This is a genomic window from Sphingobium sp. KCTC 72723, from assembly GCF_014280435.1.
GTDB lineage: Bacteria > Pseudomonadota > Alphaproteobacteria > Sphingomonadales > Sphingomonadaceae > Sphingobium.
The window spans coordinates 3,365,414-3,384,922 of sequence record NZ_CP060388.1; the positions used below are offsets into that span (position 1 = coordinate 3,365,414).

10 protein-coding genes are annotated in these 19,509 nt (G+C 64.3%); 6 read left to right on the plus strand and 4 right to left on the minus strand.

Translation table 11 applies throughout. The features are described from left to right. Positions 1-7 precede the first annotated feature (7 nt). The 3 genes from SPBM01_RS16330 to SPBM01_RS16340 are packed head-to-tail and all read left to right on the plus strand — an operon-like array spanning position 8 to position 5,077. A complete protein-coding gene (locus tag SPBM01_RS16330) occupies positions 8-1,198 on the plus strand; it encodes a cation:proton antiporter (protein WP_188062654.1) in 1,191 nt (396 codons plus the stop codon). Between the two features lie 16 nt (positions 1,199-1,214). Beyond that, positions 1,215-3,422 carry an alpha-galactosidase gene (locus SPBM01_RS16335; protein WP_262504225.1) on the plus strand — a complete coding sequence of 736 codons (2,208 nt, stop codon included), beginning with the start codon at positions 1,215-1,217 and terminating at the stop codon, positions 3,420-3,422. Between the two features lie 56 nt (positions 3,423-3,478). Beyond that, complete coding sequence (locus SPBM01_RS16340) at positions 3,479-5,077, plus strand: tryptophan halogenase family protein (protein WP_262504451.1); 1,599 nt, start codon at positions 3,479-3,481, stop codon at positions 5,075-5,077. Positions 5,078-5,152: 75 nt separating this feature from the next. Here SPBM01_RS16340 and SPBM01_RS16345 read toward each other — a convergent pair whose 3' ends face one another. Next, the gene (locus SPBM01_RS16345) at positions 5,153-6,673 is read right to left on the minus strand and encodes a putative 2OG-Fe(II) oxygenase (protein WP_188062656.1); all 1,521 of its coding nucleotides are present in this window, start codon (positions 6,671-6,673) and stop codon (positions 5,153-5,155) included. 211 nt (positions 6,674-6,884) lie between these two features. Between SPBM01_RS16345 and SPBM01_RS16350 the strand changes: the two genes are divergently transcribed. After that, positions 6,885-9,398, plus strand: coding sequence for a TonB-dependent receptor domain-containing protein (locus tag SPBM01_RS16350; RefSeq protein ID WP_188062657.1), 2,514 nt, complete (start codon positions 6,885-6,887; stop codon positions 9,396-9,398). Between the two features lie 64 nt (positions 9,399-9,462). On the opposite strand, the gene SPBM01_RS16355 is transcribed toward SPBM01_RS16350, so the two are convergent. The 3 genes from SPBM01_RS16355 to SPBM01_RS16365 all read right to left on the minus strand — a co-directional run bounded on the left by SPBM01_RS16355 (position 9,463) and on the right by SPBM01_RS16365 (position 13,807). Continuing rightward, positions 9,463-10,476 carry a LacI family DNA-binding transcriptional regulator gene (locus tag SPBM01_RS16355; RefSeq protein WP_188062658.1) on the minus strand — a complete coding sequence of 338 codons (1,014 nt, stop codon included), beginning with the start codon at positions 10,474-10,476 and terminating at the stop codon, positions 9,463-9,465. A 52-nt stretch (positions 10,477-10,528) separates the two neighbouring features. Beyond that, the gene (locus tag SPBM01_RS16360; protein ID WP_188062659.1) at positions 10,529-11,845 is read right to left on the minus strand and encodes an MFS transporter; all 1,317 of its coding nucleotides are present in this window, start codon (positions 11,843-11,845) and stop codon (positions 10,529-10,531) included. 99 nt (positions 11,846-11,944) lie between these two features. Then, entirely contained in the window at positions 11,945-13,807 is a 1,863-nt protein-coding gene (locus SPBM01_RS16365; protein WP_262504226.1) for a gamma-glutamyltransferase family protein, read from the minus strand. A 486-nt stretch (positions 13,808-14,293) separates the two neighbouring features. Here SPBM01_RS16365 and SPBM01_RS16370 point away from each other — a divergent pair, with 486 nt between their 5' ends. Together SPBM01_RS16370 and SPBM01_RS16375 are read left to right on the plus strand one after the other, a co-directional pair. Continuing rightward, on the plus strand, positions 14,294-17,446 hold the full coding sequence (locus SPBM01_RS16370; RefSeq protein ID WP_188062661.1) for a TonB-dependent receptor domain-containing protein: 3,153 nt from the start codon (positions 14,294-14,296) through the stop codon (positions 17,444-17,446). Between the two features lie 70 nt (positions 17,447-17,516). Continuing rightward, positions 17,517-19,349 (plus strand): gamma-glutamyltransferase family protein, encoded by a 1,833-nt coding sequence (locus tag SPBM01_RS16375; RefSeq protein ID WP_188062662.1) that lies wholly within the window; start codon positions 17,517-17,519, stop codon positions 19,347-19,349. Positions 19,350-19,509 lie beyond the last annotated feature (160 nt).

Below are 19,509 nucleotides of genomic sequence, written 5' to 3' on the forward strand. Positions count from 1 at the left end.
ATGGGCATTGAGCGTCACCGAGACATTTCTGCTGGCGCTGTGCATCGTGCTGGGTGGTCCGTGGCTGCTGTGGCGGCTGGCGCGGACGGACACATGGATGCCGCTGGTGGTGGTGCAGATCATGGCGGGCGTGCTGCTGGGTCCCGGCGTTTTGGGCGTGGCGATGCCGCAGGTGCATGGATTTCTGTTTACGCCGGGCGTGATCGCGGCGCTGAACGGTATCGCCTGGTGGGCAGTGATGATCTTCGTGTGGCTGGCGGGGATCGAACTGGACCTGAAGGACGCATGGGTCGCGCGGCGCGAGACGTGGATTACCGCGTCGCTGGCGCTGGCCGTGCCACTGGCGCTGGGCGCGGGGGCAGCGGCGGTGATCCTGACGCAGCCGGGCTGGATCGGGGCGAAGGCGCAGCATTGGCAGGCGGTGCTGGGCATGGGCATGGCGTGCGCGGTGACGGCGTTGCCGATTCTGGTGCTGTTGATGGACAAGTTGGCGATATTGCGCGCGCCGCTGGGGCAGCGGGTGCTGCGCTATGCCAGTCTGGACGATATTGCGATCTGGGGCGTGCTGGCGCTGATCCTGCTCGATTGGGCGCGAGTGGAGCGGCAGGTCGGGTTCCTGCTGCTGTTCCCGGTCGTCGCGGTCGGCATTCGCGCGGTGATGGCGCGGATCGGCGGGCGCGACCGGCTGCATCTGGGGATGCTGACGCTGGCGGCGACCGGCTTTGCCGCCGACTGGGCGGGGCTGCATTTCATGGTCGGCGCGTTTCTGGCCGGGGCGATACTGGACAGGGGATGGTTCGACGAGGCGCAGATGGATTTCCTGCGCGATCATATGTTGCTGACGGTGATGCCGGTCTTTTTCCTCAGCACGGGGCTGCGCACCCGATGGGCGATGGGGGGCGTGGAAGTGATTGGCGCGGCGGCGCTGCTGCTGGTCGCGGCGGTGGCGGGCAAGCTGATCGGCGTGGGGATTGCGGGGCGGATATTGGGCTGGGCGAAGGGTGAGGCGCGGATCATCGGCTGGCTGCTCCAGACCAAGGCGATGATCATGATCATATTCGCCAACATATTGCTGGACCGGCAGATCATCAGCGGGACCAGCTTCACGGCCTTGCTGTTGATGGCGATCGGCAGCACGATGATGACGATACCGATGGTGCGCGGAAAAATCGTAAAAGCGACACCGATAGAAACATAGGGTCAAGGAGAGAGTGATGCGGATGGGACGCTTGTTGGCCGTTGGGACGGCAATCCTTTGCTTTGCGCCTTCGGGTGCGGCGCTCGCCAAGGTGAGCGCGAGCGCCGATGGCAAGCTGTTGCGGCTGGATGGCGGCGGCGTGACCTATGCGATGGGGGTGGACGACAAGGGCTATCTCCAGCCGCTTTACTGGGGCGCGGCGCTGGACGCGGGTGCGCCACTGGCAGCGAAGGTGCCGGGCGAATTGTCCGGCTTCGATCCGGCAGGCTCCATCACGGCGCAGGAATATGCCGGGCAAGGCGAAGGACTGGTCAGCGAGCCGGGGGTGAAGGCTATGTTCGCCGATGGCAATCGCGACCTGGTGCTGAAATATCGCGGGCATAAGGTGTCGGGCGAGACGCTGACGGTGGAACTGGCCGATATTCGCCGTCCGCTGAGCGTCACGCTGCGGTATACGATGGACCCGACGACGGGCGTGATCGCCCGGTCGGCCAGCGTGCGCAATGGCGACGCGCAGCCGGTGCGGATCGACCAGATGGCGGCAGCGACCTTTACCCTGCCGACCGGGGACGATTATCGGCTCCATTATCTGACCGGGCGGCATGGGGCGGAATGGTCGCAGGCGAGCGTGGCGGTGACCCCTGCCCTGACCGTGCTGGAAAGCCGGCGCGGATCGACCGGGCATGGCAATCAGCCATGGTTCGCGGTGGGGCGCAGCGGCACAAGCGAGACGGACGGGCCGGTGTGGTATGGGGCGCTGGCATGGTCGGGATCGTTCCAGTTGAGCGTGGGGGCCGATAATCTGAGCCGGGTGCGGATAAGCGGGGGATATAACCCCTATGATTTCAGCTGGACGTTGAAGCCGGGCGAGACGCTGGATACGCCGGTATTTTATGCGGGTTATTCGGCGCAGGGCATGGGCGATGCGTCGCGGCGGTTCCATGCGTTTCAGCGGGCCAGCATCATTCCGGGCGGGGCCAAGGCGAAGATCCGGCCGGTGCTGTATAATAGTTGGGAAGCGACGACGTTCAACGTGACCGAGGCCGGGCAGATGGCGCTGGCGGAGAAGGCCGCGAAGATCGGCGTCGAACGGTTCGTGGTCGATGATGGCTGGTTCGGCGCGAGGGACGATGACAAGGCGGGGCTGGGCGACTGGAGCGTCAATCCGAAAAAATTCCCCAATGGCCTCAAACCCCTGATCGACAAGGTCAAATCGCTGGGGATGGATTTTGGCCTGTGGGTCGAACCGGAAATGGTGAACGCCAACAGCGACCTGTATCGGGCGCATCCCGACTGGGTGCTGCACTTCCCCGACCGGCCACGGACGGAAGGGCGCAACCAGTTGGTGCTGAATTTGGCGCGGGCGGACGTGCGCGACCATATTCTGGGCTGGCTCGACAGGCTGGTGCGCGACAATGACATTGCGTTTCTGAAATGGGATTATAATCGCAACTGGACCGAAGGCGGCTGGCCGGGGGTTCCGCCGCAGGACCAGCAGCGGGTGCAGGTCGAGTATGTCCGCAACCTCTATCATATCCTGACCGAGTTGCGGCGGCGGCATCCGGGGCTGGAGATTGAGGGCTGTTCGGGTGGTGGCGGGCGCATCGACCTTGGCATCATGGGGGTGACGGACCAGAGCTGGACGTCGGACAATACTGACCCGTTCGACCGGCTGACGATACAGGATGGCTTCACCCAGGCCTATGCCCCGTCGATCATGATGGCGTGGGTGACGGACAGCCCCAATTGGGCGAACGGGCGGGAGACGAGCCTGGACTATCGTTTCCTGTCGGCGATGCAGGGGAGCCTTGGCATCGGATCGAACCTGGACCATTGGCAGCAGGGCGATTTCGATACCGTGCGCACATGGATCGCGGCCTATAAGGAGATTCGCGCGACTGTGCAGCGGGGCGACCTGTATCGGATTGCGCCGCCACGACCGGACAGCGCCACGTCCGCGACCCTCTATGTCGCGCCGGACAAGAGGCAGGCCGTGCTGTTCCAAATGCTGCACAGTTCGATGTTCCGCGACAATGTGGGGGCGGTTGCGCTGGATGGGCTGGACCCGGCGCGGACTTACAAGGTGCGGATGCTGGACGGGGCGGCGCTGCCCGATGGGGTGCCGGGCTTGGCGAGCGGTGCTTATTGGATGCGCGCGGGTGTGCGGGTGAAGATGAAGGGGGATTATAAGGGATTGGGGCTGGTGTTCGAGGCGGTCAAGTGAGCGCCGATCGCGCGATCCGGTCGATCCAGATCGTGGGGGGCGGCACGGCGGGGTGGATGACCGCTGCGGCGCTGGCCCACGCCCTGCCGCGCGGTTGCACCATCACGCTGGTCGAGTCCGAGGAGATCGGCACGGTGGGCGTGGGCGAGGCGACGATCCCGCCCATTCGCCTGTTCAACGACACGCTGGGCATCGACGAGGGCGAGTTCCTGCGCGCGACGAAGGGCAGTTTCAAGCTCGGCATCGAATTTGTCGATTGGGGCCGATTGGGGCAGCGTTATTTCCATCCCTTCGGCACTTATGGCAAGCCGTTCGACATGCTGAGCGTGCATCAGCACTGGCTGGCGGCGCGGGCGGCGGGATGCACGGTGCCGCTGGACGACCTGGCGATGGCATGGGGTGCGGCCAGGCGCGGGGGCTTTGCGCCGCCGCACGCCGACCCGCGCAGCATCGGGTCGACGTTCGATTATGCCTATCATTTCGACGCGGGCCTCTATGCCGCGTTTCTGCGCCGCTATGCGCAGGCGCGCGGCGTGGTGCGGGTGGAGGGCAAGGTCGCCGATGTGACACTGGATGGCGCGCGCGGCGATGTGGCGTCCGTGACGCTGGGCGACGGGCGGGTGCTGGCGGCGGACCTGTTCATCGATTGTTCGGGCTTTCGCGGGCTGCTGATCGAAGGGGCGCTGGCGACGGGATATCAGGATTGGACCCACTGGTTACCGTGCGACCGGGCCGTGGCGGTGCCGTGCGAACGGGTGGAGAAAACCACGCCCTACACGCGATCGACGGCGCGCAGCGCGGGGTGGCAATGGCGCATCCCGTTGCAACACCGGACCGGCAATGGCTATGTCTATTGTTCGGCGCATATTTCCGATGATGAGGCGGCGGCGACGTTGCTGGGCAATCTGGACGGGGCGGCGCTGGGCGATCCGCGTGCGTTGCGGTTCACCACCGGGCGGCGGCGATTATTCTGGAACCGCAACGTCATTGCCATCGGCCTGTCGTCGGGGTTCATGGAGCCGCTGGAATCGACCAGCATCCACCTCATCCAGGCGGGGATCGCCAAATTGCTGGCGCTGTTCCCGACGCGCGATGGTGCGGCGGCGGTGCGGGACGAATATAATCGCATCGCCATTACCGAATTCGAGCGGATCCGCGACTTCATCATCCTGCATTACAAGCTGATGGAGCGGGACGATTCAGCCTTGTGGCGTTATTGCGCGGCGATGGATGTGCCGGACAGTTTGCAGGCGCGGATCGACCATTTCGCGCGGGACGGGCGGCTAATCACCCGCGACATGGACCTGTTTGGCGCGACAAGCTGGACCGCCGTGCATGTGGGGCAGGGCAATAGGCCGCAGGGGTGCGACCCGATGCTGGCCTATATGGCCGATCCGGCGGCGAGCCGGGTCTATGTCGAGAAGCTGGCCGGGGCGATCGCGCAGGCGGCAGCGACGATGCCGGGGCATGATGAACATCTGGCGCGGCTGGTGGGGGGGGTAGAGTTTCATCCCGTTGTAGGCAGAGCTATCGCATATGAAAATATGCCATGTTTAATCGTCATGCTGAACTCGTTTAGCTGCGCTGGCCTGCGGCTCAGCATCCATTCCTCGTCACGAACGGCGGCATTTGGGGCGCGATGGATCCTGAAATAAATTCAGGATGACGAAGTAAAATCAGATGTGATTCATAGACGATTCCCCTGCCTTCAAGGGGAGGATGAGAGAAGTCTAGAAGCGTGGCGGGCGGATGTCGAAGGCTAGGGAGAGGCGCTCGCCATCGGTGACGGGGATGGTGTCGTGCCACAGGGTCGAGGGGAACAGGACGAGGCGGGCGACTTTGGGGGCGATCTGGCGGTAGGGTGTGAGGGTCAGGCCAAGGTCGGGCGGAGGTGCGCCGAAGCGGAGCCATCCGGCGGGGGCCGCGCCCATGGCGTCGGGCAGCGCGATGTGGAGAGCGGAGCTGATCCAGCCGGCGGGATGGGTGTGGACGGCGTGGTGGCCCTTGCGCGTCAGCCGGACGGACCAGCTTCCCGCGAATTTCAGGTCGTTACGCGGGGTGTTTAAGAGAGGATGGCCGGTTTCGGGTGGGGGAAGCGCGGCGACATAGTCGCGCACGGCCGCTTCGATCGCCGCGCGGGCATGGGCAATTTCGGGTTCGTGGCGGAACAGCAGGGGCCGGTCGGTCTGGGTGCCGCCGCGCACCGACTGGTCGGGATAGGGCGCCGCAGCTATGTGAAGGCTGCGCAACAGATTGGCGAGCGCGGCACAATCCAGATCGAGGTCGGTCGTGCGGATGAAGGCGTCGGGCCGGTCGAGCCAGCGGGCGCGATCATCACCCAGCAAGCGCCAGCACAGAGAGAGATAGGGCCAGAAAAGGGATGCGGCGGGGGTGGCGAGTTGCGCCTGCGCGATGGCGGCGGCATCATCGGGCGCGTGGCAGCGCAGGGCGTGACGGACGCGGGCGAGGGAAAGGCCGGGGTCGGGATTGTCGGCGACTGGAGCGAACAGGTCGGGCTGATCATCCCCCTCCCCCGATTCCGCGATCAGGTAGAGCCGGGCGATGATGAGGGCTTGGGTGTCGCCAAAGGCGCGCGTGGCGTCGGCCAGCACGGCGCGGGCGGCGGGCCAGTCGCGCAATCTGGCGAGCCAGTGGAACCAGTTCAGGCGGAGGGCGATGCTATGCGGTTGCGCCTGCACCGCCTGCGCGAAGATGGCGCTGGCGTCCGCGCCGAGCAGGCGGGCGAGCGTGGCGTGATAGGCATAACCCTCCACCCAGTCGGGCCGGGCGGCAGTTTCGCGGGCGATCAGGGCAAGGGCATCATCCCCCTGCCCTTCGGCCGCCAGCGCACCGGCATGGCCCCGGATCAGCGCGGTATCGCCGGGGGCTGCCATGCGGGCGGCGGCAAAATGGGCGGCGGCGGGGCGGCCGGTTTCGTAGCGGAGTTGGGCGGTGAGTGCCGGGTCGGCGGCGCGGGTTGCCGGGTCGGCGGCGCGGGTTGCCGCGTCGAGTGCCGCTTCATGCGCCTGATCTTCCCGCAGCAAGAGCGCGTGGAGCCAGTGCAGGCGCGTGGCGTCGGGCCAGCGGCGACAGGCCTGATCGAGATGTGCGGTGGCATGGGCTGCGGTGCCTGCGCGCAAAGTTGCGAAGGTCGCCGACTCGATGGCCTGCATCCATGCCGCCGCGTCCGACGCGGCGGCGCTGGCGGGCTGGCGCGCGAGCAGGTCGGCAAAGGGATTGCTGGCGGTCATGTGGTCCCCTCCTGCCCTTGGCGTTGGATATTGGCGCATTTCCGCCCTGTTCTTCCTCTACCGCAAGGGGCATCATAGCAAGGATGCAACGGTCGGAAAGGGAAAACAGCAAACGTTTGCAGAAAACAGTTGCAAAGGTTTGCGGCGAGGCATAATCCAGACTGGTAACCGACCGTAGAGAGATATGCGGCGGCCTTTGCAGGAGAGGGTGATGAAGATTTCCGTTCAGTACAGCTGTATTTCGACGATCGCGCTGGCCATGGCAGGCATTGCCATGCCGTCGTTCGCGCAGGATGCCGCACCCGCAGCGCAGGCGGCCCCCGCCGCTGCCGACGATCGCGCGCCGGTTGCAGGTGAGGACATCGTCGTCACCGCCGCCGCTGGCGACAAGTCGCGGTTCCGTTCGTCCATTTCCGTGTCGCAGGTCAGCCAGGAAGCGATCCAGAATTTCACGCCCCGTTCCGAAGCCGAAGTGCTGCGTTCCATCCCCGGCCTTCAGCCGTCGGATACGGCGGGTCCGGGCGGTAACGCCAATATCGGCGTGCGCGGCATCCCGGTGTCCACCGGCGGTTCGGAATATGTCGCGTTGCAGGAGGACGGCCTACCCGTCACTTTGTTTGGCGACATTCAGTTCGGCAATAACGACTATTGGCTGCGTTTCGACCAGAATGTCGAGCGGGTCGAAGCGGTGCGCGGCGGTTCCGCCTCTACCTTCGCCAGCCAGGCGCCGGGCGCGGTGGTCAATTATCTGAGCAAGACCGGCGACAAGGAAGGCGGCGCGATCGGCATTTCCAAGGGCGTCGATTTCCGCGAAACGCGCGTCGATTTCGACTATGGCGGCCCGATCAGCGACACGTTGCGGTTCCACATCGGCGGCTATGCCCGCGAAGGCGGCGGCCCGACGAATGAGGATTTCAACGTCCTGCGCGGCTATCAGGTCAAGGCCAACGTCACCAAGGATTTCGATGATGGCAAAGGCTATATCCGCCTGAATTTCAAGCGGCTGGACGAACATGCCCCCACCAACACGACGATGCCGTCGCTGGTGTCGATCAAGGGCAACAAGATTACCGATTTCAAGCCGCTGCCGACGTTCGATGCGCGCGACGGGTCGACCTATTCGATCTACAACCGCAATTTCCGCTATGTCGACACCAATGGCGCACTGCAAAGCGCGGAAATGAACGGCATTCATCCCAAGGTGACGTCGGTCGGCGCGCAGTTTCATTACGAGCTGAGCGACATGCTGACCGTGGACAACAACTTCCGCTATACCGATATGAGCGGCAGCTTCACGACCCAGTTTCTGAACGTCGCGCCGACCGCCGGCGTGCTGGGTTCCACGGTCAATGGCAGCACGGTCGGGTCGATCCGCTATGCCGCCGGGCCGCAAAAGGGGCAGGCCTATACCGGCACCTATCTGAACAATAATCCCAACATCAACACCATCATGAAGGACATGGGCAGCATCGCCAACAATCTGGCGTTGACCGGCAAGTTCGAGATGGGCGAAGCGAAGGTGACGGTGCAGGCGGGCTGGTTCCACATGAGCCAGAACATCGTGCAGGATTGGCACGTCAACCGGCAATATAGCGCGCTGGAAGGCGAAAATGCGTCGCCGCTGAACCTGTTTTCGACCACCGGCACGCAGTTGACATCGGCGGGTCAGGCCGGGTTCAACGACAATTGGGGCAATTGCTGCGCCCGCACGATGGACCTGAAATATACCGACGATGCGCCGTTCGTGTCGGCCAATTATTCGGGCGGCGGGCTGGACCTGGACGCCAGCGTCCGGTTCGACCGTATTCGCGGCGAAGGCACGGCGCAGGCCGGGGTCGCCGGGCCGAACTATGTCGTGACCGATGAAGTCGGCACCGCGACATTGCCGTCGATGTTGCCGGGCGGGGTGATCGAACGGATCAATTACAAGCGCAGCTATACCAGCTGGTCGATCGGTGCGCTCTATGCGTTCACCAACAGCACCAGCGTCTTTGCCCGCGTCAGCCGGGGTGGTCGTTTCAACGCCGACCGGCGCGTGCTGGGTGGCAATTTCAATGCCGACGGGTCGCTGAACGCGCAGGGGGCCAGCACGGCGGTCAATTTCCTGAACCAGCAGGAAGTGGGCGTCAAGCATCGCGGATTCGTGGGCGAGAGCGGCAATTATTCGGTGGAAGTCACCGGCTTCCGTTCATCCCTGACCGAGAATAATTACGATTTTACCCGGATCAACAATCCTGCGCCCAACAATGACCCGAACATTTCCAACGCCTATCGTTCATGGGGCGTGGAGTTTACCGGGCGGCTGAACATGGGGAATTTCCACCTGGCGGCCGACCTGACCTGGGTAAACCCCAAGATCAAGGACAGCGCGACGGCCGTGCTGGCAGGCAACCGGCCGGGCGGTATTCCCAAGCTGACCTACCTGATTTCGCCATCCTACGACATGGGGCTGTTTGCCGTGGGCGTGTCGGCCAGTGGTCAGTCGGACGCGCCGATCGACGATTTCAACACGTACACATTGCGCGGCACGACTTTCTTCAACGCCTTCCTGAAGGTGCGGCCAGTCGAGAATCTGGAGCTGGGGCTGAACGCGAACAATCTGTTCGATACGCTGGGCTATCGCGCGGGCGGTTCGTTGCTGCCGATCAATGCGACCAGCGGCATTTTCCAGAACAGCGCAGTTTATGGGCGCACGGTGACGGCGGCGATCCGATATAAGTTCTGATACGCAACAGTTGCGACGATGTCAGGCCCGGCCCCGCAAGGGACCGGGCCTGATGCGTTTGGGGTCAGGCGGAATCGCGGACGATGAGCGTGGGGGCGATCTGGATCGAGGTGCCATCATCCCCGCCCAGGCGGCGGACGAGCAGGTCGGCCAGCAGATGCGCGCCCTGCGCAATATCCTGACGAATGGTGGTGAGTTGCGGGTTGGTCAACCGGGCCATCGGCACATCGTCGAAACCGACGACGGACAGGTCGGCAGGCACGCGCAGGCCATGGTCGGCGGCCGCCGCAATGACGCTCATGGCGGTCACGTCGGACGCGGCGAAGATGCCGTCGGGGCGGTTGCCAGCAGCGAAATAGGCCGTTGCGACGCTCTGGCTGGCTTCGGGGGTGACATGGGCATGGACCAGATCGACCTGGCCGCGCACATCATCGGGCAGCGCGGCAAGGAAGCCCTGATAACGGGCGGCAAATTCCGGCACGGCGACATTGCCGAAGAAGGCGAGTTTGCGCCGTCCCCGGTCGATCAGGTGGTGGGCTGCCAGTTGACCCCCGGCGATATTGTCCGTCCCGACCGTGAGATAGCGGTTGCGCGGGCCATGCGAGCCCCAGATGACCAGGGGGCGGTAGCGATCAGCCACTGCGTCGAGGACCGCGCCCTGATCCGACTGGCCGATGATGATGATGCCATCGGCCCGCCCGGCGCGAATGAAGGCGTCGAGCCAGTCGTCGCCCTGCGGCAGCACGCGCGAGAGCAGCAGGTCATAGCCGCGCTCGGTCAGTTCGTCGGCCAGAAAGCCGAGCATCGCCATGAAGAAGGGGTCGGAGAGATGCTGGCCGCGTTCATGCCCCAATGGCAATAGCACCGCGATCGACCCGGTGCGGCCGAGGCGCAGATTCTGCGCGGCAACGTTGAGGCGGAAGCCATGATGGTCGGCCAGCGCCTGTATGCGGCGGCGGGTTTCGGTGTTGAGCGCGCCCTTGGCCGTCAGCGCGCGCGACACGGTGGAAACGGAGACGCCCGCGATCCGCGCGAGATCGGTAATGCTGCGGACCGGGCCTGCCTTTTCGTCTGTCATACCGCCTTGTCTAGGCAATCGTGCAAGCGACGGCAATCCATTGCGGCGTGGATCAGGTCCGCACCGGACGATCGCGCACGATGAGCGTTGCCGCCCCCGCCGCGATCATCATCACGCCGCTCATCTCCAATATGTTGCGCGGGTCGCCGCCCAGCAGCGGGCGGTAGATCAGCGGGACGATGAGCGTTTCGAGCAGCATCGGGATGACGATGAACATGTTGAAAATGCCCATATAGACGCCGGTGCGTTCGGGCGGGATCGCGTTGGCGAGCAGGACGTAGGGGTTGCCCATCATGCTGGCCCAGCCGATGCCGATGCCGATCATCAGCGGAAACAGCGCCGCGCGGTCCGTAGCGCCCGGTATGGCGAGCATCGCCGCGCCGGAGAGCGTGACGGCGGCGGCGTGAATGGTTTTGGTGCCGATATGGCGGCTGAGCCAGACCATGGCGAAGGCCGCGACGCAGGCAATGGCGTTATAGAGCGCGCCTGCTTCGCCGGTGAGCAGCACCGCCTGACGAAAGCCGCTGCTGGTCGCATCCGCCGTGTCGAAGATGGAGCGGGCGAGTGCGAGGGCAATGAATTGCCAGTAAGCGAACATGGCGAACCATTGCAGCAGCATGGAGAGGGCAAGCTGACGCATGGCGGGCGGCATGTCGCGGACCGCCGCGACAAAATCGCGCAGGGCCGTGCGGGGGGAGAGTTTTTCGGCCTGCATCCGGGCGATTTCAGCGGGCGGCAAGGGCAGTTCGGGGACGCGCAGGACCGACCAGAGGATGGTCGAGATGGAAATGACCGCGCCTGCGACGAAGGCGATGCGAGTCACGTCGGGGATGCCGTTGGCGTCGACCAGATCGGCGTCCATGCCCCACCAGACGAGCAGCGAGGGCGCGAGATAGGAGAGGGTCTGGGCAAGGCCGGTAAAGGCGCTTTGGGTCAGGAAGCCAAGGGCGCGCTGGCTTTCGTCGAGCCGGTCGCTGACATAGGCGCGGTATGGCTCCATCGTGATATTATTGGCCGCGTCCAGAATCCACAACAGGCTGGCGGCGAACCAGAGCGTCGGGCTGTATGGCATCATCAGCAGGCCGATGCTGCACAGGATCGCACCGATCAGGAAATAGGGGGTGCGGCGGCCCCAGCGGCTGACGGTGCGGTCGCTCAATGCGCCGACGATCGGCTGGACCAGCAGGCCGGTGACGGGTCCGGCGAGCCAGAGCAGCGGCAGGCTGGCCTCATCCGCGCCGAGATAGCGGTAGATCGGTCCCATATTGGCCTGTTGCAGGCCGAAGGAAAACTGGATGCCCAGAAAACCCAGATTCATTTCCACGATGCGCGACAGGCGCATCCGGGGGCGTTGCAACGGGTTGTGCATGGGCAGCCTCTCCTGACAGGTCCACAGCCTTAGCGGCTTTTTGGATTCCCGTCAGGATAGAGGGGTTGCGCGTAAAAGGCAATCGTTTGCTTTATCCTCTTACCAGCCGAACACATAGCGTTCGCGCCGCACATCCGCGCCGCCGCGCAGGGTGCCGGTTTCTGGGACGACGCCCGCCGCGACGATGCCGGTGGACACGGCGAAGGGACCAAGCACGTCCAGCTTATGCCCGCGCGCGGTCAGCGCGGCGCGGACATCGGCGGACACGCGATCCTCGATTTCCAGTACGCCCGGTTCGTCCTTCTTGATGCCGAAAGAGCCGTGGAAATGATTGGAGTTGATGCGCGGCGCTTCGATCGCGGCCTGTAGCGGCTGGTTGAAGGCCAGCACGCGCAGCAGGACGTTCATAATCTGCTGATCCTGATTGTCGCCGCCCGGCGTGCCGATGGCCAGATAAGGCTTGCCATCCTTCATCACCATGGAGGGTGAAAGCGTGGTGCGCGGGCGTTTATAGGGGACCAGCAGATTGGGGCTGGTGGGGTCAAGGTCGAACACGGTCAGGCGATTGCTCATCGGCACGCCGGTATCGCCCGCAATATAGGCGCCGCCCAGCAGCCAGCCGGAACTGGGGGTGCAACTGAACAGGTTGCCTTGCCTGTCCACCACTTCGATGGCCGTCGTGTCTGCCGTGGGGGCGGCCTTGCGTTCGATCATATGGGGGGTGAAGGCGGGGGTGGTGCGTTTGCGGCCCTCAAAAGCCCATGGGTTGCCGAAACGATGGTCGAGCGAGGCGCGCGGGCCGATCATCTTTGCGCGGGCGGCGGCATAGTCTTTCGACAGCAGCCCCTTCATCGGCACGGTGGCGAAATCGGGGTCGCCGAAGAAGGCGTTGCGATCATCAAAGGCCAGCTTGATCGATTCTGCGACGGTGTGGAGATAGGGGTCGGACCCCGGCTCCATCGTGGCGATACCGGCGGCTTCGGCGATGCTGAGCGCCATCAGCATGGCCGGACCCTGGCTCCAGAAACCCGCCTTGCACACGGTATAGCCGAACACGTCCGTCGTGGCGGGCGCTTCCACCCTGCCCTTGTAACGGGCGAGGTCGTCATAGCGCATCAGGCCACCGTCCGCCTCCATCGCGGCGCCGATGCGGCGGGCGATGTCGCCATTATAGAAGGCGTCGCGCCCGGCCTGAATCGCGGCCTTGCGATCCTTGCTGCGGGCAAATTCGGCGCGGTCGGCTTCGGCGATGATCCGCATGGTGCGGGCAAGGTTGGGCTGGCGGAAGATCGCGCCGGTTTTGGGCAGCGCGCCGCCGGGATAATAGGTGTCGTAGGCGGACTTATATTTCGACGTGGCTTTTTGCTGGCTGGCGAACACTTCGGCCAGGAAATTATACATGACGAAGCCGTCGGCCAGTTCGATGCCCGGCTGCATCACCTGATCCAGCGTCATCGTGCCGTTGAGTTGCAAGGCGAGCGCCATCGCGTCCACCATGGCGGGGATGGTGCCGCCATTGGGACCATTGCCGGGGATGACGCCGGTGGCAGCGAACTTGTCGGGCGTGGCGAGGCCGGGGGCGACTCCCTGCCCGCTGATGACAGACACTTTGCCGGTTTTGGCATCATGAATGATCGTGGGCGCTTCGCCGCCGAAGCCGAAATGCGATATTTCGGTGACGGCCGCAGCAAAGACGGCGGCGACGCCCGCATCGGTCGCATTGCCGCCCGCCAGCAGGATGCGCGTACCCGCCGCCACGGCATAATGCCGCCCGGCCGCGACGATGCCGAAATCGCCGACGATTTCGGGGCGCAGCGTTTCGCCCGCGCTGACGAGGCGGGTCGGTTCGATCGCCGGTTTGGCGGCAGCCGCTGTGGTCTGGGCGATGGCAGGCGCGCCGCCCGCCACCAGCGCCGCGCCGCCAGCGGCCAGCCCCGCCAGTTGCCGGCGGCTGAAAGTCATCCTGTCGCTCTCGTTCCGGTCGGCCATCTGTGTGCGTTTCCCCAAAAGATACAGGACGACAGGGCCGCCGTCCGACACAGGGTAGAGACGAGGCGCGATGCCCGATCCGCAATCCGAATGTTACCGTGACTGCTACAAATATGAAATAAAGTGAAATCCCTATAGCGGATTTGCCGCTCCCGACAGTTTCTATGGGGGAGAACGCGCAATAGCGGGATGCCCTTTGCCGGTGCATCGCCCGCTGGCCGTCGATGCAGCATGGACGCTGCAAAATGGGGGAGGATGTCGGGGCGGCCATATCGGCGGAACCCGTCACGCTACCATCCATTCGTCCATCAACCGGACGTCAAAAAAATGGACAGGCAGATCGCGGGATCGCCCAAAAAGACAAGAGCGCCGTGCGCCGACAGGCGTGCGCAATTTTATCATGGTTTCGCGTTGCGCGCTGTTGGGGAAATGCAGCGGGCCTTTGTGGGGGATACGGACATGAACGCTCTAAGGATTATTCGAACCAGCCTGGCCGGGGCGAGCATCGCCGCGCTGACCATCGGCACCGCCGCATTCGCGCAAGCGCCGGTCGATGCCGCGCCGCAGGAAGCCGCCGAAAATGGCGGCGCGGAAATCGTCGTCATCGGATCGCAAATTCGCGGGGCCAAGACGGCAGGCGCGCTGCCGGTCAGCATCGTGGGCGAAGCGCAGATCGAGGCAGTCGCCGCCGTGTCGGGCGCGGACCTGTTCCGGTCCATCCCGCAACTGGGCGGCGTAACGTTCAACGAGCAGGTATTGGGCGGCGGCAATGCCAATGCGGCGCGCGGCGACGTGTCCACCGTGTCGCTGCGTGGGCTGGGTCAGGGCAATACGCTGCTGCTGATCAACGGTCGGCGCACCGTGTTGCACCCCACCAGCCAGGCGATTACCGGGGTGGTCGATTCCGGCGTCCCGACATTCGGCTATAACGCTAATACGATCCCGATCGGCAATATATCGCGCGTGGAAGTGCTGCGCGATGGCGCGGCGGCGCTTTATGGGTCGGACGCCGTGGCGGGCGTGGTCAACAACGTCCTGAACAGCGATTTCAAGGGCGCGAAGTTCGACATGCAATATGGCGGTGCGGAAGGCACCAATTTGCGCGAATTTGCGATCAACGGGCTGGTCGGCACCGATTTTTCCGAAGGGCGCGGCAACATATCGCTCTTTGCCGGTTATGCGCAGAAGTCGAAGCTGTATCTGAGCGATCAGGACTATACCGCCAGCGTCGACCGGCGCGCTTCGGTGGCTGGCACATCCTTTGCCAATGTCGCAGCATTCAACGGCACCAGCACCAGCGGCCCGTGGGGGACGTTCCGCGCGCTGGCCGCGACGCCCAGCGCCAATGGCGTCGTGCGCTTCCTCAATCGCGCGATCGCCAGCGGCGCGACCAACTTCACCAATGCGTCGAGCCAGTTCCACATCCAGCCGACCACCAATGCCGGTTGCCTGGTCGGGGCCGGTACGGCGGGCATGTGTTATGATGACGGACTGGGCGCGACGGACATGACCGTGGGCGCGGCGCCCGACGCCAATCTGCGCTTCGATTCGCCCAGGACATTTACCGACATCACGACCCAGCCGTCGGTCAAGCGCATCAACCTGTTCGCCAACGCCCATTTCGACATTACCGACAATCTGACCATTTTCGGCGAGGCGGGTTTCTATCGCGGCAAGACCAGCGCGACCATCGGCGCACCCGGTTCGCTGGCCAATATCCCGATCACCGTGGCGGCCAATGCCTATTGGAACCCGCTGGGTCCGGTCGGTTCGCCCAACCGGATCGCGGGGCTGAACCCGGCGGTCGTGCCAGTCACGGGCCTGCCGGTGCAGATCGCGGCATTAAGCTATGTCGATGTCGGGTCGCGATCCGTCGATGTCACCAACTATCAATATCGCTTCCTGGGCGGGTTGCGCGGGAGCCTTGGCAATTGGGATTATGATACGGCGGCGCTCTACACCTGGGCGACGGCAGCGGATACGCAGGAGAATTTTTCCAACACATTGTTGCAGCGGGCGATCAACAAGACCACGTCCGACGCCTATAACCCGTTCAATGGCGGCTGTATCAATTCGCCTGCCGTTGGCGATTGCACCACCAATCCCCGGTCGGTCATCGACACGTTCATGATCGAGGCGACCCGCAAGACCCGCACCAGCCTGGCGCTGGCGGATTTCAAGATTTCCAACAATGAACTTCTTAGCCTGTGGGGTGGCAACAGCATCGGCGTGGCAGCGGGCATCGAATATCGCCGCGAAACCTATCATGACAATCGGTCCACCTATCAGGGCGGTATCGCAGGCGTCGACACCACCTATACCGATGCTGTCACCGGCATTTTCTACGGGTCGGATCTGGGCGGGGCCAGCCCGTCGCCCGACGTGCGCGGCAAGCGCAACGTGAAGTCGGCCTATGCCGAACTCGCCATCCCGCTGATCAGCCCGGAAATGGAAATCCCCTTCGCCCGCAGCCTGGAATTCCAGATTGCCGGGCGGTATGAGGATTATAGCGACGTCGGGTCGGTGGCCAAGCCCAAGGTCGCGGCATCGCTGGAATTGCTGGAAGGCTTCCGCCTGCGTGGTTCCTGGTCGCAGGGTTTCCGCGCACCGAACCTGGAAGTCATCAACACGTCCACGCTGGACCGTGTTAATGGCGGGTTCGATTATGTATTGTGCGATGCGGACGTGCGCAGCCGGCGTGCCGCCAACTTCTCCAGCGCGGTGTGCAGCGTGTCGGTGCTGCGGCGCAGCGGCGGCAACCCCAATCTCAAGCCCGAAGAATCGACCAGCTGGTCCTTTGGTTCGGTCATATCGCCGACTTTGGGTGATGGCTGGGGCAAGTTGACGCTGACGGTCGATCGCTGGAAAATTCAGCAGAAGAATGTCGTGGGCCTGCTCGATTATCAAAATGCGCTCAACCTCGACTATTTGCAGCGGACGCAGGGCAGCAGCAACCCCAACGTCATCCGCCGCGATCCGACCGCCGATGATATTGCCCGCGTCGCGGGAACCGGGCTGGCTCCGGCAGGCGAGCTGCTCTATGTCATCGCCAACTTCCAGAACCTGTTGCCGGTCACGGTGCAGGGGATCGATTTCGGCGTGGACTATTATCTGCCCACCGAAACGCTCGGCAATTTTTCCGTCAACGTCAATGCGTCGCGCCTGATCAGCTATTTCGTCGATGCGCCGCAGGGCGTGGCCGACGTGATCGCGGGCAAGGCGGCAGGCCAGATCAACGCTGGCGTGCCGATCCAGGGTGGCGGCGACGTGGTCGGGCGCGATGGCCAGCCGCGCTGGCGCATTTCGGCGACGATGGACTGGACGCTTGGCCCGGTGAAGATCGGCGCGTTCACGCAGTTCACCGACGATGTCTATGAAAATGCCGTGCGCGATGCGACGACCAATCCCTTCGTCGTGAAGGGGCAGACGACCGTCAATCTCTACCTGCAATATAGCTTCAAGGAGCCGGGCATCATGAACGGCACGACGCTTCAGGTCGGCGCGCGCAACATTTTCGACAAGGATCCGCCGCTGGCATCGGGCGGCTACCTGTCGAGCGTCTATCAGCCGCAGGCGCGTTACTGGTATACGTCGATCAAGAAGACGTTCTGACCTGCAAGAGGCGCGGCGCTCCTGCCGGAGCGCCGCGCCTCTTCTTTTTCTGGCACAAGAGGATGACGTCATGACTGCCCCTGCCCCCCTGCTCGACCGCCGCGCCATGTTGGGGAGCGGCCTGGGGCTGGCGGCGGTGGCGGCGCTGCCCGCAACGGCACTGGCACAGTCGGGCAGCCGCGCGCCCGACGCGCCGCGCACCGGCATGGCATCCGTGGCGCAGCACCGGGTCGAGGTGCCGATGCCGACCGGGGGCGTGTCGGCGGGTCATCCGCTGGCCGCGATGGCCGGCACGCGGATGTTGATGATGGGGGGCAGCGCGGCCGATGCCGTGGTCGCGGCGATGGCCGTGATGAATGTGGTCGAACCCTGGGCATCGAGCGCGGCGGGCAATGGCTTTGCCACCTGCCTGGACGCAAAGAGCGGCAAGGTGTCCTCGCTCGCTTTTACCGGGGGAGCGCCCAAGGCGCTGGACCCCAATGTCGATCCCAAATTGCTGGACCATGGGCATAAGGCCGTGGCGGTGCCGGGAGCGTTTGGCGGCTGGATCGCGCTGGCGCGCAAATATGGACGGTTGCCGCTGGCGACGCTGCTGGAATCGGCGATCGGCTATGCGCGCGACGGGCATCCGCTCGATCCCTCGATCGCGATGTTCATCACGCGCGCGCAAAAGACGCTGGCGCTTTATCCCACCAGCGCGGCGATATTCCTGCCCGGTGGCCAGCCGCCTGCGCCGCGCGCGCTGTTCCGCAATATGCCATTGGCGCGGACGTTGCAGGCGATGAGCGATGCGGAGAGCGCGGCCATCAAGGGTGGGGCTGACCGCGATACCGCGTTGCAGGCGGCCTATGACTATTTCTACGCAGGTCCGGTCGCGCAGGAAATGACCCGCTTTTCGCAGGCGCAGGGCGGCTGGCTGCGGATGGAGGATATGCGGGGCTATGCGCCCAAATGGGCCGATCCGGTGACGACCAGCTATCGCGGGCTCGACGTCTATTGCAGCCCGCTGACGTCGCGGACGGGGCTGGAACTGTGCGCGCAGCTCAATCTGGTCGAGGGGTTCGACCTGTCGGCGCTGCCCGGTGGCGGGACGGCGATGACGCATCTGCTGATCGAGGCGATCAAGATCGCGAAGGCCGATGTCTATCGTTATGCGGGCGATCCGGCGTTTGTTAAGGTGCCGGTCGATATATTATTGTCCAAGGGCTTTGCCGCGCAGCGTCGCAAGCTGATCGATCCCGGCCATGCCATCGCCTATCCGCAAGGGGCGGATTTGCCGGGTGCCGGGCGGCGCGGCCCAAGCAAACAGCGGTCGCGCGGGGGCGACACGACCAGCATGTCGGCGGTGGATAGCGATGGCAATGCAATTGCGGTGACGACCACGGTGGGTGGCGGCTTTGGCACCTTCGTGGTGATGGGCGACACGGGGCTGCTGTGCAATAACGGCCTGCGGATCGGTTCGAGTGCGCCCGATGCGGGCCACCCCAACAAGGTTGCGCCGGGCAAGATCGCTCTGTTGGGCAATGGGCCGACGATCCTGCTGGACAAGGGACGGTTCAAGCTGGTGTGCGGATCGCCCGGTGGTGAGACGATCGGCCAGACGCAGTTCCAGTTTCTGGTCAACATGATCGACCGGGGCATGGGGATACAGGCCGCGATCGAAGCGCCCCGCTTTGCACTGGATGCCGAACCCAGCTTCTACCAGCCGGGCGCGGCGATCAGCGTGCAGATGGAGGGGCGCTTTGCGGCTGATACGGTCGCGGGGTTGCAGGCGATGGGGCATAGCGTGGAGAGCGTCGGGCCTTATGCGATCGGCAGCGTGCAGGGTATCGTCGCCGATGTGTCAGGCACGCGGATGGGTGGCGCGGACCCGCGCCGGATGGGCTATGCGGTGGGCTATTGAGGGGGGAATTGCTGCCCTTCCAGTGAAGGGTATTGCACATGACTTTCCCCTGGCATGCAACGTCATGCTGAACTTGGTTCAGCATCCATTTCTCGCCACGAACGGCGGCTTGATCGGGCAAAATGGATCCTGAACCAAGTTCAGGATGACGATGAAGGAG